At 39.0% G+C, this 13,062-nt stretch carries 13 protein-coding genes; 7 read left to right on the top strand and 6 right to left on the bottom strand.

Features of this window, described 5'->3' with window-relative positions; genetic code table 11:
* Window positions 1-23 precede the first annotated feature (23 nt).
* Window positions 24-1,250: an HD domain-containing protein gene (locus C8D94_RS14160; RefSeq protein ID WP_115124625.1), complete on the bottom strand. Its 1,227-nt coding sequence runs from the start codon at window positions 1,248-1,250 to the stop codon at window positions 24-26.
* Window positions 1,251-1,432: 182 nt separating this feature from the next.
* Between C8D94_RS14160 and porX the strand changes: the two genes are divergently transcribed.
* The 3 genes from porX to C8D94_RS14145 all read left to right on the top strand — a co-directional run bounded on the left by porX (window position 1,433) and on the right by C8D94_RS14145 (window position 4,292).
* Complete coding sequence (porX, locus tag C8D94_RS14155) at window positions 1,433-2,980, top strand: T9SS response regulator signal transducer PorX (RefSeq protein ID WP_115124624.1); 1,548 nt, start codon at window positions 1,433-1,435, stop codon at window positions 2,978-2,980.
* Window positions 2,981-3,086: 106 nt separating this feature from the next.
* A complete protein-coding gene (gene tsaE / locus C8D94_RS14150; protein ID WP_115124623.1) occupies window positions 3,087-3,500 on the top strand; it encodes a tRNA (adenosine(37)-N6)-threonylcarbamoyltransferase complex ATPase subunit type 1 TsaE in 414 nt (137 codons plus the stop codon).
* 264 nt (window positions 3,501-3,764) lie between these two features.
* The gene (locus C8D94_RS14145; protein ID WP_115124622.1) at window positions 3,765-4,292 is read left to right on the top strand and encodes a hypothetical protein; all 528 of its coding nucleotides are present in this window, start codon (window positions 3,765-3,767) and stop codon (window positions 4,290-4,292) included.
* Between the two features lie 15 nt (window positions 4,293-4,307).
* On the opposite strand, the gene C8D94_RS14140 is transcribed toward C8D94_RS14145, so the two are convergent.
* On the bottom strand, window positions 4,308-6,065 hold the full coding sequence (locus tag C8D94_RS14140; RefSeq protein WP_115124621.1) for a helix-turn-helix domain-containing protein: 1,758 nt from the start codon (window positions 6,063-6,065) through the stop codon (window positions 4,308-4,310).
* Window positions 6,066-6,529: 464 nt separating this feature from the next.
* On the opposite strand from C8D94_RS14140, the gene C8D94_RS14135 reads away from it, so the two are divergent.
* Both C8D94_RS14135 and C8D94_RS14130 read left to right on the top strand, forming a co-directional pair.
* Complete coding sequence (locus C8D94_RS14135) at window positions 6,530-7,729, top strand: alanine dehydrogenase (RefSeq protein ID WP_115124620.1); 1,200 nt, start codon at window positions 6,530-6,532, stop codon at window positions 7,727-7,729.
* A 14-nt stretch (window positions 7,730-7,743) separates the two neighbouring features.
* Complete coding sequence (locus C8D94_RS14130; protein ID WP_115124619.1) at window positions 7,744-8,121, top strand: hypothetical protein; 378 nt, start codon at window positions 7,744-7,746, stop codon at window positions 8,119-8,121.
* A gap of 9 nt (window positions 8,122-8,130) precedes the next feature.
* On the opposite strand, the gene C8D94_RS14125 is transcribed toward C8D94_RS14130, so the two are convergent.
* Window positions 8,131-9,303 carry a proline dehydrogenase family protein gene (locus C8D94_RS14125; protein WP_115124618.1) on the bottom strand — a complete coding sequence of 391 codons (1,173 nt, stop codon included), beginning with the start codon at window positions 9,301-9,303 and terminating at the stop codon, window positions 8,131-8,133.
* Window positions 9,304-9,394: 91 nt separating this feature from the next.
* Here C8D94_RS14125 and aroB point away from each other — a divergent pair, with 91 nt between their 5' ends.
* Window positions 9,395-10,471: a 3-dehydroquinate synthase gene (aroB, locus tag C8D94_RS14120; protein WP_115124617.1), complete on the top strand. Its 1,077-nt coding sequence runs from the start codon at window positions 9,395-9,397 to the stop codon at window positions 10,469-10,471.
* Between the two features lie 65 nt (window positions 10,472-10,536).
* On the top strand, window positions 10,537-10,833 hold the full coding sequence (locus tag C8D94_RS14115; protein WP_115124667.1) for a hypothetical protein: 297 nt from the start codon (window positions 10,537-10,539) through the stop codon (window positions 10,831-10,833).
* A 76-nt stretch (window positions 10,834-10,909) separates the two neighbouring features.
* Here C8D94_RS14115 and C8D94_RS14110 read toward each other — a convergent pair whose 3' ends face one another.
* From C8D94_RS14110 to C8D94_RS14100, 3 genes are all read right to left on the bottom strand, one after another.
* On the bottom strand, window positions 10,910-11,458 hold the full coding sequence (locus tag C8D94_RS14110) for a type 1 glutamine amidotransferase domain-containing protein (protein ID WP_115124616.1): 549 nt from the start codon (window positions 11,456-11,458) through the stop codon (window positions 10,910-10,912).
* Window positions 11,459-11,565: 107 nt separating this feature from the next.
* A complete protein-coding gene (locus tag C8D94_RS14105) occupies window positions 11,566-12,522 on the bottom strand; it encodes a YihY/virulence factor BrkB family protein (RefSeq protein ID WP_115124615.1) in 957 nt (318 codons plus the stop codon).
* A 1-nt stretch (window position 12,523) separates the two neighbouring features.
* Window positions 12,524-13,036, bottom strand: a complete 513-nt coding sequence (locus C8D94_RS14100) for a DinB family protein (protein ID WP_115124614.1) — start codon at window positions 13,034-13,036, stop codon at window positions 12,524-12,526.
* Window positions 13,037-13,062: the final 26 nt, after the last annotated feature.

Genomic DNA, 13,062 nt, shown 5'->3' with positions numbered 1-13,062 from the left:
GCAAATATAAAAAAAATGCATTGCTAATGCGTCTTGGGATAACATAGATAGTATTTTATTACTTTCTTGGATAGTGCCTCGATGTTCAACTGGTCGCTCGCTTTTGCAACGTCCAATACTTTTCCGGTTTTTGTGATCAGGTTAATGGTGTCCCGTTTCATATCGTAGGCCTGGTTTTCAATAAGACCCCCAAAAACAAAATACGTTGCTTCTTCACGGGATAATTTATGGTTTTCCATTACAGAAATAAGCTTAGCTTCAATCTTATCTTCTGAAAAAGGTTTCTTTTTCAGTTTTATTTTCAGCAAATCCCTGTTCAAAAGCATTTTGGAGAGTTCACTCAATACAGAATCATCGTGGTTTGCCCATTGTTTCATGGCCGAAACGATATCGTAATCGTCCAGATTTGTAAAGGTTTCTAATATTTCAGCAGAAAAATCCTCGCTCGATATATGGTTTTGAAGAAAAAAGGAAAGAGCCTTGCTGGCGGGCAATCTGGCCCCGTGATCTGAAAGGTGTTTGGCCCGTTTTAATAACCTGACCAATAGTTGTTCTGCCACGAGACTTGTTTTGTGTAAGTACACCTGCCAGTACATGAGCCTTCGCGCCACGATAAATTTCTCTACGGAATAAATACCCTTCTCTTCCACCACCAGGGAGTCGTCTTTTACGTGCAGCATGGTAATGAGCCGCTCACTGTTTATGGCTCCCTCGCTCACACCCGTATAAAAGCTGTCACGCCGCAGGTAGTCCAGCCTGTCCATATCCAGTTGGCCAGAAACCAGTTGGTGCATAAATGTACGGTGGTACTGGTTTTTGAAGATTTTAATTGCAGTAGTGAGCTTGCCCTTAAATTGTTTATTGAGTTCTTCCATGATCCACAACGAAATCTCTTCGTGGGAAATGTTCTCCACGATGCTGTGTTCCATAGCATGGCTAAAGGGACCGTGGCCAATATCATGCAACAAGATGGCAATGTACAGCGCTTCCTCTTCTTGGGGTGATATTTCAGTGCACTTAGAGCGTAATACCCGCACTGACTTTTGCATCAAGAACATAGCCCCCAATGCATGATGGAACCTGGTATGGTGTGCTCCAGGGTATACCAGATAGCTCATACCCATTTGCGAGATACGGCGCAGGCGCTGGAAATATTTGTGTTCTATGAGTTCGAAGATAAGTTCGTTGGGAACAGTGACAAACCCGTAAATGGGATCGTTTATTATCTTGAGTTTGTTTCTGGACTTCAAATTTTAACCTTTAATTAGCTTTTTCGGGATACTTGCACAGTAATTTTGAGGTTATTACTGGTAGTGGTTGTTGTACTGAACGTTTTAATTTCAGAAATAAACAATAAACCACATTCCTTTTCAAACATAAATATAAGTATCCCCTATAAATACGGGGATATACAAACGACAAATATACGTATATGAACGATATAAAAGTACTTTGGGTAGACGACGAGATAGATTTATTGAAACCCCATATTATCTTCCTAGAAAAGAAGAATTATAAAGTTACCACGGCGCAAAGCGGAACGGAGGCTTTGGAAGAAATAGACAATGAGAATTTCGATATTGTTTTTCTGGACGAGAATATGCCCGGGCTTACGGGACTTGAGACGCTTGCTGAAATAAAAGAGAAAAAAGCTTCCCTCCCTGTAGTGATGATTACAAAAAGTGAGGAAGAATATATCATGGAAGAGGCCATTGGAAGCAAGATTGCCGACTACCTAATCAAACCCGTTAATCCAAACCAGATCTTGCTTAGCCTAAAGAAAAACCTGGACCACTCCCGATTGGTTTCTGAAAAGACCACTTCCAACTATCAACAGGAATTCAGGAAAATAGCCATGGACATGTCCATGATAAACACTTATGAGGGTTGGGTGGAGCTATACCAAAAGCTAGTGTATTGGGAACTGGAACTTGAAGATATAGAGGATACCGGGATGTTCGAAATATTGGAATCGCAGAAAGTAGAAGCCAATACACAGTTCTGTAAATTTATAGACAAGAACTATCCGGGTTGGTTCGAGAACGGTGCCGATGCCCCAATAATGTCCCACACCCTCTTCAGGGAGCGTATCTTGCCCGAAATAGAAAAGGGGCCTACCCTACTAGTTGTAGTGGACAATTTGCGCTACGACCAATGGAAAGCTTTTGAGCCCTTTGTGACAAACAGCTATAAAAAAACAAAGGAGGAAATGTTTTGCAGCATTTTACCTACGGCGACACAATATGCACGAAATGCAATTTTCTCTGGCTTAATGCCCAGCGAAATGGAGAAGCTATATCCTAACCTTTGGCTCAACGATACAGATGAGGGAGGAAAAAACATGCATGAAAAAGAATTTTTAAAAGAGCAATTAAAAAGACTGGGGCAGGATTTAAACTGGAGCTACCATAAAATTTCCAGCTTAAAGCAAGGTAAGCGGCTGTCCGACAATTTTAAGACCCACAAAGATGAAGACCTAGTAGCGGTAGTGTACAATTTTGTAGACATGCTCTCCCACTCCAAGACAGAGATGGAAGTTATCAAGGAACTGGCCTCTACCGATAAGTCGTACCGATCACTCACACAAAGCTGGTTTAAGAACAGTCCGCTCATGGAGATAATCACACAAGCTGCAAATCTTGGGTTCAGGCTCATCATCACTACAGACCACGGCACCATAAACGTGAAGAACCCCAGTAAGGTAATTGGAGACAAGAACACTAGTTTGAACCTCCGTTATAAAACAGGGAAAAGCTTAACATACGAGGACAAAGATGTGTTAGCGGCAAAAAACCCAAAGACAATTCACTTGCCTACGATAAATATGAGCAGTTCGTTTATTTTCGCAAAAGGAGACTTGTTTTTTGCGTATCCCAATAATTATAACCACTACGTAGGATACTACAGAAACACCTACCAACACGGTGGTGTATCCCTTGAGGAAATGATCATTCCGTTTGCGGTATTGGAGGCTAAATGATAGTTTTTGAATAATATTTGTAGGAATATTCAGTAAATATTGTTTTTCGTCGATATTTTTTGTCTATAATCGTAAAAATATTATATATTCGCTGTCGTCCAAATCAATGAAGATAACCTATACACTACAAGAGTTGCCGGATGTTGCCGGCAAGGTGCTAGAGGAAGCCCAAACAAAAATTCTGTTGTTCTTTGGGGCAATGGGAGTGGGCAAGACAACATTCATTACAAATTTGGCTAAGCAATTAGGAGTTAGGGAAGCTTTGAGCAGCCCTACTTTCTCTATTGTGAACGAATACCCCCTAGAGGACGACAAACTATACCATTTTGATTGTTATAGGCTGGAAGATGAGGAACAGGCAATGGACATTGGTATAGAGGAATATCTGGACTCGGGACATTGGTGCTTTGTAGAGTGGCCAGAAAAAATTGAGAGTTTAGTACCAGAAGCGGTAACTAAAATAATATTGACAAAAAACCCTAATGGAAGTAGAACAATACAATTAATGCCTATGATCTAGAGATTGCAGCTTACTACATACTACTATTGAAATCTTAATTGAATTTGCCCCAAATCGAATACAAGTTGAGCAAGCTTTTTTTTTGCCCAAAGGCAAACTTACTAAGATACGCCAATAATAGTCGTAATACTTGTGTTTTTTCGTGATATGTTTGTACTATAAACCTCACAAAAACTAGTATTATGAAACTTAAGAATTACCTATTTTTAGCAGCAATCTTCGGAGCAACCCTTTTTGTATCTTGTACCCCAGAAAGTATCGAGGATGAACAAACAGAACAACAAATCAAAAATCCCGACATTCCGAAAGCAGGCTAAATCTAATTTAGTTTATGGTGGTCTTATTGTTTTTATTTTAGCGATAACACCATTTATATTTTATTCCTATGAAAGTTTCCCTAGTGACTCTAAAACTTGGGAAACTTTTTTATTTACAATTAGTACTGAATATACTTCATTCCAACATTTAGCTTGGTATTCAATTAGTAAACTTATTCCAATAATTCTTTTATTAGTTTGGTTTTTCACTTGTAAACATTGGTGGCATTGGATTATTATTGTTCCGCTAGCAATGTACTCCTTTCAATTTTTTTCAATTATTCAACAAAGTTACGGGATCGATGAAGTTGAATTAATATATTTAATCCCACTACTAATGATTTTGGTTCCTTCTGTTTACCTTATAAGAGCAAAACTTTTTGCCAAAGTAAGGGGGAACGATTTGGAAAAATTTGAAGAAGAATTAGCAAGCAAACGCTCTTTTTGGCAGCAAATCAAAGAGTTATTTAAGTAATCAGTATCTAACTAGTTAAGCGGTAGATTTTTTTAGATTTTCTACATAATAGGAGGGTTTCATACCTGTCTTTGTGTAAAATGCCCTAGAGAAGGAGACTGCATTGGTATATCCACATTCTTCTGCTAAGGCTTTAATAGTATACTTCCTAGCCATTGAGTTTTCATTAAGCTCTTCTATAATATAGTCTATTCGTAATTCATTAAGGTACTGAGAAAAATTTTTCTCCATCTTTAAGTTGATTACTCGTGATAAATAGTTTGTATTAGTGTTAAACTTTTTAGCAAGGAAGCGTAACGATATATCAGGATTGGTAAAACGCTGCTGTTTCTCAAAACGCTCCAATTGCTTTAGAATATGTGCTATAACATCTTGGGAAAGCTCAATTTTCTTTGAGGATTCTTGTAAGCTCCTCACCTGAGATGGAGTATTTAAGCGTTGCTGGAGTTGCAAGAATCTTTTTCTATAAACAGCCTGTCGGCGTTTATAATACCACAAGAGTAATAAGCTTGTAGAAAGTAGTGCTAAAACGACCCATATTAAGGGATTGGGTTTGGCATTTTGATATTCTAAATATTTTATCTGTTCATCTTTTGCTGCTAACAAAGCTGGTGTTTCAAATTGTTTAATAAACTTAGATTCGAAAAAAGCATATCTGCTCTTTAGAACACTATCCACAATGACTAATTTATTTAAGAATTTTACTTGGGTTTCTATATCATTATTCCCCTTACTGTGCTCTATGAGTTTTTCGTAAACAAGTCTCTCATAAGGAAAAAAATCTTTCATTCCATGACTTGAAAATATTGAGTCAACTTTTAAAAGATTGTTGACCCCCCTTTTTCGATTGCCTTTTTGATATTGTGCTAATCCTAGGTATAACAGTAAGTCTTTCTTATAATATTTTTTTGAAATTGAATCATTTTTTAGAAAGCTCTCGCCTAATTCAATAACATACTCATAATTTCCGTCAAAATACTCAATTTCCATTTGAGTTGCTTGACTCCAAGAAATGAATCTATCCAAAAAATTTTGTTCAAAATCTATAACAGTTTCCCTCAAATTCTTGTTGTAAAGTCTAGCAGAATCTAGCTTTCTTAAGTATATGTAACAATGGACTAAATTTTGATATGATATAGATTTTTCTATTCTATACATACTATCTAGGTCAAATCTTTTTGTCTTTCTAGCTTCATTAATCATTCTTTGCTTGAAACTATCGGATAGAATCAACTTATGGATGTTTTTTTGAAAGGTTAGTGCATGTGCAGGATCTCCCCATATTGATTTATAATAAACCAAGTTACTGGATGCATATACCTGTAGTGATAAATTATCTAATTCTTTGGCTTTATTATACCCCTTTTCTATATTTAAATAAAAATTCTCAAAGTCATCAATTTTGTTATAAGAATATGCTTTCAGCAAATAACCCATGGCCGGATAAAATTTATGCCTTTGATTTTTTGAAATCTCTAAAATACTATCCGCAAACCGAATATTTTTTTCTGGATGAAATATCCTAGCCAACCTATCGTACCCCCTAGCCATTTTAATGGTATCGCCTTCTTTTCTACCTCTCTCTAAATATGTACGTGCAATTTTTTCTTGTGCAATGGAATCGCCATAAAAAATATTATACTCATGCAATAGCGCTTCATCACCTAAACTATTTAACCTAGATTGGGACAATTTATCTTTATCCTGAACAGCCTCTTGTCCAGCAACAACATACGTGCATAATAAAAAGAAAATACTGTACAAATACTTCATAAAAAAGGTTTCAGTAAACACCTACATAAAACTAAGGATTTTAAGGCTTGTATGTGTCAAAATTGAGAGGTGAAGGCATAATTGTAGTGTAATCAATTGAAAACCAAAATATTAAGATGCATTTAAAAACCTACAATTCAAGAATTTGAAGTAGTAATTTCTTGAATTATAAGTACGACTGTTTGCAAAAAAGGAAATTACCCATCAATTTTACACAAGATTATGAAAGGCCCGATTACCAAAAATTAACGGGGAGTTAGGAGTAGGAATCAGGGTCTTTCTTTTTAACAATCCCAAAACACGCTATACAAATAGTCGATATGATGTGATTTTGGCAATGGGGATACCGTATTTAAAAGATTTAATATTCTCTTTAGATGTAATCTTCAACAATTAATGCCTTTAGCTCATTTCAAAGTATTAATAAATTTCAGTACCTTGGTACAACCAACCTTAGTACCATTATGCAACAACCCTCCTCCCCTTTTACCAAGGCACAATTACTTCCGCAAGAGGAAAAACTGGAAGTTTCCGCACAAAAAGGAGAACTTTTTATTGGTCTCCCAAAAGAAACCTATTTTCAAGAAAAAAGAATCTGCCTCACCCCAGATGCTGTTGCAGCGCTAGTAGCCCACGGCCACAGGGTATTGGTAGAAAAAGGAGCTGGCGAGGAAGCCGGGTTTTCAGATTCCGACTATAACGAGGCCGGTGCTAAACTCACAAACGATAAAAAACAGGTATTTGGGTGCGCAATCGTGCTAAAGGTAGAACCCCCAACGCTCGAAGAATTAGAGCTCATGAAACCCAAAACAGTGCTCATCTCTGCACTTCAACTTAAAACAAGGCAGAAATCGTACTTTAAGACTTTATCCAAGAAAAAAATCACCGCTCTGGGATTTGAGTTTATAAAAGACGAGGACAATAGCTACCCCGCTGTAAAGGCATTGAGTGAAATAGCAGGAACGGCATCTGTGCTCATTGCTTCAGAGTTAATGGTAAACGCAAAAAAGGGCAACGGTTTACTCTTTGGCAATATAAGTGGTGTACCCCCCGTGGAAGTAGTAGTTATAGGCGCTGGGACGGTGGGTGAATATGCGGTACGTTCAGCCTTGGGCTTAGGTGCAAGCGTTAAGGTGTTTGATAGTTCGTTAACAAAACTGCGAACCCTGCAGGCCAATGTGGGGCGTCCGCTATACACATCTACCATACAGCCAAAAAACTTATTGAAAGCCCTACGCCGTTGCGATGTGGCTATTGGTGCCGTTAGGGGGAAAAATAGATCTCCAGTTATCGTTACCCAGACTATGGTAGAGAATATGAAAAAAGGAGCTGTTGTTATTGATGTGAGCGTAGACATGGGCGGATGTTTTGAAACTACCGAGGTCACATCCCACGATGCTCCAACGCAAATCACCAATGGGGTGATTCATTATGGGGTTCCCAACATCCCGGCCCGATATCCTAAAACGGCTTCAATTTCAATAAGCAATATCTTTACCCCCTATCTGCTAGATATTGCTGAAAATGGAGGCCTGGAAAATGCGATCCGTTTTGACGGGGGTCTGCGCAATGGTTTGTATTTTTACCGCGGCATTTTAACCAATAAGGCCGTTGCAGATTGGTTTGATATGTCGTGGAGCGATATCAACCTGCTCATTTATTAAACTATTGGTACTTCATGAAATTGATACAACGTATAGCCTACTATGGCGTGGGATTTATTATTGGACTCATTATCCTGTTTTTCTTTTTGGGCGGAAAAAAAACCAGTTGCGATTATGGTTTCGATGCCAGGACACTAAAAAACATACGCACCAAACAAATTGTTTTTACAGCTGAAACCGAAGCGCTCCAGAAGCAGTTTCAGCTGGATACTGCCGCAGTGCGGACTATTTTAAAAAAGGGCGATGTAGATTTTTCCGAAACTGATAGAGACTTGGATTCCTGTAAAATTTATTTGGTGAATGGCGAAGTACACGAGCAGTACCTGCAATTACGTATCCAAAACTGCACTAAAACAGCAAAGGTGTTGGGCATAAGAGAAATAAAGGATTAAGGGATGTCGTTAGATACCACGGCGCTCTTTCTCCCGTTTCAATAAGGAGAGTTCACGACTGGTCTGCCCAGCTACCGATGTGTTCTCTTCGGCACGCCTTATCAAGTAGGGCATTACATCTTTTACAGGACCAAATGGAATATATTTTGCCACGTTAAAGCCTTCTTCAGCAAGATTAAAGCTTATATGGTCACTCATCCCGTACAATTGTCCAAACCAAATACGAGAATCGTTTTTCATCAATCCCTTGGCGTCGATTATTTCCATGGCCAAGTAGGTACTGTTCTCATTATGCGTTCCTAAAAACAGGGAGATATCCTGTAGGTTGTCCAAAACATACTGCATCACTTCATTAAAAAGTGCATCGGTTGCTTGCTTACTCTCACAAATGGGGGTTGGGTAGCCTTTGTCCTGGGCCCTTTCGTTCTCTTTTTCCATATACGCACCCCTTACTACCTTAAAGCCCAACTTGTAGCCGCCAGCTTTTGCCCTTTTGTGGGCTTCCTTTACATAATCCAGCCGGTCCCATCTGTAACATTGCAACGTGTTAAAGACTATAGGTGCTTCCCTATTGTACTTCTCCATCATCTCCTCACACAGCTGGTCTGCGGCATCTTGCATCCAGGATTCCTCACCATCTATTAATAAAGAAATTGAACAATCATGCGCAACTTGGCAAACTTCATCATAACGCTGCCTGATACGTTGCCATTCTTTTTCTTCAGAAGCTGAAAGGTTTTCATTTGCTGAAACCTTTTCCCAAATCTTGAAGCGTCCCAATCCCGTGGGCTTAAAAACCGAAAAGGGCATAGCATCTTTATGCTGGGCAAATTTGGTGAGCTCAATTACTTTTTCCAGAGTAGCATCAAACTGTTGGTCCGTTTCTTTTCCCTCTACCGAATAGTCCAGCACCGAGCTTATCCCAACCTCATACAAGCTGTCCACAGTGGGTAGGCAGTCCTCCTCATTGATCCCCCCACAAAAATGGTCAAAAACTGTAGAGCGAATCAACCCCTCTACCGGTAAATGTATGTTTAGTGCAAAACGGGTAGCAGCAGCACCAATACGTACCAAGGGTTCATTGGCAATCATTTTAAACAAAAAGTAAGCCCGCTCAAGTTCAGAATCTGTCTTCAGCCTAAAGGCAGTCTCTGTATTGTTGAAAATAAGATTTGTACTCATACTTGGGGAAAAATATGCGCAAATATAAGTAGATTTACCCTTCAAAATACAAGACCCAAAACCAAACTTAACACTACACCAAATAAAGCGTATGCATACAATTGAAAAAGAAAGAGGATCTGTGTATTGTGGCGCAGCAATATGGGACCGATTGATCGAAATCCTGGAGGAGAAGAAATTTTCAAAAATCGTGATACTGGTAGATGAGAACACCAAGAAACATTGTCTGCCGCTATTGAAAAAAAATCATCTCTCAAAATTTACTTTCAAAACTATTTGCATACCTGCAGGTGAGGCACATAAAACTATAGCGACCTGTACTAAAGTTTGGCAGCAATTAAGTGATTTGGGGGCGGATAGAAACAGCCTTCTTATAAACCTTGGCGGTGGTGTGGTAACAGATCTTGGAGGTTTTGTTGCCAGTACCTTTAAGCGCGGTATAGAGTTTATAAACATTCCCACTTCCCTATTGGCTATGGTAGATGCATCAGTAGGTGGTAAGAACGGTGTGGACCTAGGCCATTTAAAGAACCAGATTGGAGTGATAAAAAACCCGTTAGCTGTTTTTGTTTTTATTGAATTTTTAAAGACCCTTCCAAAAAGTGAAAGACGGTCTGGCTATGCTGAAATGCTGAAACACGGGTTGATAGCTTCAGAAGAGTACTGGGAGTCCCTGAAAGATTTCGACACAACAAATACTGAAACTACCGAAGCTTTTATCTGGGAATCCATAAAGATCAAGAACGAAGTGGTAACCAAGGACCCAACTGAAAAAGGCTTGCGAAAAACACTCAACTACGGCCACACCCTAGGACACGCCATAGAATCTTATTTTTTGGAAAACCCTGAAAAGGCAACTCTGCTGCACGGTGAGGCCATTGCGGTTGGGATGGTACTTGCCAATTATATTTCAGCAGAGAAAGAGGGGTTCCCACAACAGAAACTACTAGCTACCACAACTACTTTTCTTTCTATTTACAACCGAGTCGCTTTTAACCAAACCGATGTAGAAGAAATTATAAAACTGTTGAAGTTTGACAAAAAGAACACCAACGGTAATATTAATTTTGTACTGTTGGAAGATTTTGGTAAATATGTAATCGACAAAGTGGTGGACAACACCGTGATACACCAAGCTTTTGCATTTTATAAAAATTTCAAAATTTAATTTTGAGTTAATAGTAAGTGTTTTACATTTACCCAAACGAAATGACGAACCATCAAACCCAAAAAATGAAACGCATAATTGTAGACTATAAAAAATTAACCCCCAGAATCCTCTCCATGCTGGTAGAAAAATATCCTGATGGGTACGACGACCACCATATCATAAAGTTCAAGAATGCACAGAACGAAACCGTTGAAGCCGTTGAAGTAAAAACCGAGGATACGATATACCTAGTCAAGGTGAGTACCAAACTAGAAAATAGCATGGCCGATTTTGAAGAAGACGATTACGATGACGACGACTACCAAGAGCCAATCATAGACCTTGATGCCAAAAAACAACTTGGCGACGAGGAAGAATAGACTTTTAGTATTTAGCATAAAACAAAAAAGAGGCTCAAAAAAATTTGAGCCTCTTTCCTTTAGTACAATACTTAAATTATGCGTGTTGCTCTTCGTGCTTTCCTTCTTTAATCTCTTCAATCAATTTTGAGTTAAAGGCTGGAAGATCGTCTGGGTTCCTACTGGTTACAAAACCAGAGTCCACTACTACTTCTTCGTCTACCCAGTTTGCCCCTGCATTTATAAGGTCATCTTTGATAGACTCGAAAGAAGTCATTTTTCTTCCTTTTACTACACCTGCCGAAATTAAGGTCCATGGTGCGTGGCATATTGCGGCTACTGGCTTTTCCTGCTTAAAGAAATCGCGCACAAATAATAGTGCATCATCATTTCTTCTCAATTTATCGGGATTAATCACTCCACCTGGAAGTACCAGCGCATTATAATCTTTTGCCGATACATGTTCCAGAGTATTGTCTACTTTATATTCGTTAGACCAGTTTCCGTCACTCCAAGCTTTAATGGTTCCAGAAGTATCACTTATGATTTCTACAGTAAATCCTTCTTTTTCCATGGCTTCTTTTGGTGAGGTTAATTCACTTTCTTCAAATCCGTTGGTAGCTACTATTGCTATTCTCTTTTTCATAATCTCTCTATCTTTTTTGTTATTGATTTATCTACCCTAAATATACCAGATACAGTGCCCTAAACAAAAGGTTTGATACTAAGCTTATGCTAAAGTTTGTTAAAGGTTTAAGAAGGGGTATTGCTCGCTAGTTCTTCAGCTTTTTTTTTATCCTCTTCAATTTTCTCCTTGTATTTGCGGAGCGCTTCCAGTTCTTTCTGGTATGAGAAGGTAGCGTTACTTGTGGGTTCTACTTTTATGCCTCTATGTAAAGCCCAATTCACGGTAAATTCTGCACCAAAGAATAAAATGAGACAACTGTAATACACCCAAAGAATAATTAAAACTACACTTCCCGCAGCACCATATACAGAACTTGGATTGGAATGGTTAAAATAAAAAGCAAGAACGTATTTGCCTATCAGAAAAAGAACTGACGTAACCAAGGCTCCAAGCAAAGTAGTCTTGAACTTTAGGTTTACATCCGGCAACACCTTAAAAATGGTAGCGAACAGGGATAACATAAATATTTCAGTAACAAAAAAGTTGAGCACTTCTATTAAAATCGAAGAAGTTTCAGAATAAAAATCGGCTATATAAGTACTGAAGGCCGAAACCATAGCCGATAGCAACAAGGAAATCAATAACAGCAGCCCAATGGCTAGTATTACCCCAAGTGAAGTGGCGCGTCTTTTAATGGTGTCCCAAATGTTCGCGTTTTTGGAACGTACACTCCATATATTGTTCAGTGCCTTTTGTAACTGGAAAAAGACACCTGTAGCACCAAAGAGCAGCATCCCAATTCCAATTATAACAGTAAGCGTAGAACTATTTGCCAAGGCTGCGTTCGCTATCATCCCCTCAATGGCCGCTGCGCTTTCCCTGCCTATAAGCCCACTCACTTGCTCGGTTATTTCGCCTTGCACGGCTTCTGGACCTAAAAATATACCTGCCACGTACACCGTGATCATTAGCAGCGATGGTAATGAAAAGAGTGCATAATAGGCCACTACGGCACTCTGCGCCCAAGGATCGTTCTTGTCCCAGCTTAGGTAGGTGTTTTTTAAAAGTTTTAAAAAATTCATCTTATAGATAGCGCTCTTTAATAACAGCAATGTGGTGCTTCTCGTGGCCATTAATTATGAACCCCGCTGCGCGTACGGAAAGAGGTGAGTCACTGGCAACACCCATTCGTAGCATAGTGGTTTCAGAAAAACTGTTGAACAAGAGCACCGTACTGGTACGGACTGCTATATATTCTTCCAACAATTTTTCCATGCTGTGTTGGTTTGCATTGGAGTTCTGTGCAAATTCGTCTTGGTCAAAACCTTTTATCTCTACTTGGCTCGCTCTAGCAAAATGTAGGGCACGGTAGGCAAAAACACGTTCCGTGTCTATTAAATGAAGTAATATCTCTTTTGGTGTCCATTTTTCAGCTGCGTACCTAAACTCGTGTTTTTCATCAGGAATTGCTTCAAAAAAATCATGGGTCTCCAGCATTCCTTCTGCCAATCCCTTAAGGAGTGGTTTGTGCAATGCCCTATCTACATAGCGTTTGTAGTACGAATTATATTCGGTTTCAGAAATCTGGTCTTTCATTTTGGTTGCGAATTAATGTTTCCGAA

This window comes from Marinirhabdus gelatinilytica, assembly GCF_003353425.1.
GTDB lineage: Bacteria > Bacteroidota > Bacteroidia > Flavobacteriales > Flavobacteriaceae > Marinirhabdus > Marinirhabdus gelatinilytica.
The sequence above is the reverse complement of the archived record's forward strand: the minus strand, read 5'-3'. Positions and strand labels throughout refer to the sequence as shown.

What these genes read in the sequence shown, in the direction of transcription:
- porX (WP_115124624.1), top strand. Translation starts at nt 1,433, where the DNA reads ATGAACGATATAAAAGTACTTTGGGTAGACGACGAGATAGATTTATTG.
- tsaE (WP_115124623.1), top strand. Translation starts at nt 3,087, where the DNA reads ATGAAGATAACCTATACACTACAAGAGTTGCCGGATGTTGCCGGCAAG.
- C8D94_RS14145 (WP_115124622.1), top strand. Translation starts at nt 3,765, where the DNA reads ATGAACAAACAGAACAACAAATCAAAAATCCCGACATTCCGAAAGCAG.
- C8D94_RS14110 (WP_115124616.1), bottom strand. Translation starts at nt 11,458, where the DNA reads ATGAAAAAGAGAATAGCAATAGTAGCTACCAACGGATTTGAAGAAAGT.
- C8D94_RS14130 (WP_115124619.1), top strand. Translation starts at nt 7,744, where the DNA reads ATGAAATTGATACAACGTATAGCCTACTATGGCGTGGGATTTATTATT.
- C8D94_RS14100 (WP_115124614.1), bottom strand. Translation starts at nt 13,036, where the DNA reads ATGAAAGACCAGATTTCTGAAACCGAATATAATTCGTACTACAAACGC.
- C8D94_RS14125 (WP_115124618.1), bottom strand. Translation starts at nt 9,303, where the DNA reads ATGAGTACAAATCTTATTTTCAACAATACAGAGACTGCCTTTAGGCTG.
- C8D94_RS14115 (WP_115124667.1), top strand. Translation starts at nt 10,537, where the DNA reads ATGAAACGCATAATTGTAGACTATAAAAAATTAACCCCCAGAATCCTC.
- C8D94_RS14105 (WP_115124615.1), bottom strand. Translation starts at nt 12,522, where the DNA reads ATGAATTTTTTAAAACTTTTAAAAAACACCTACCTAAGCTGGGACAAG.
- C8D94_RS14135 (WP_115124620.1), top strand. Translation starts at nt 6,530, where the DNA reads ATGCAACAACCCTCCTCCCCTTTTACCAAGGCACAATTACTTCCGCAA.
- aroB (WP_115124617.1), top strand. Translation starts at nt 9,395, where the DNA reads ATGCATACAATTGAAAAAGAAAGAGGATCTGTGTATTGTGGCGCAGCA.
- C8D94_RS14140 (WP_115124621.1), bottom strand. Translation starts at nt 6,065, where the DNA reads ATGAAGTATTTGTACAGTATTTTCTTTTTATTATGCACGTATGTTGTT.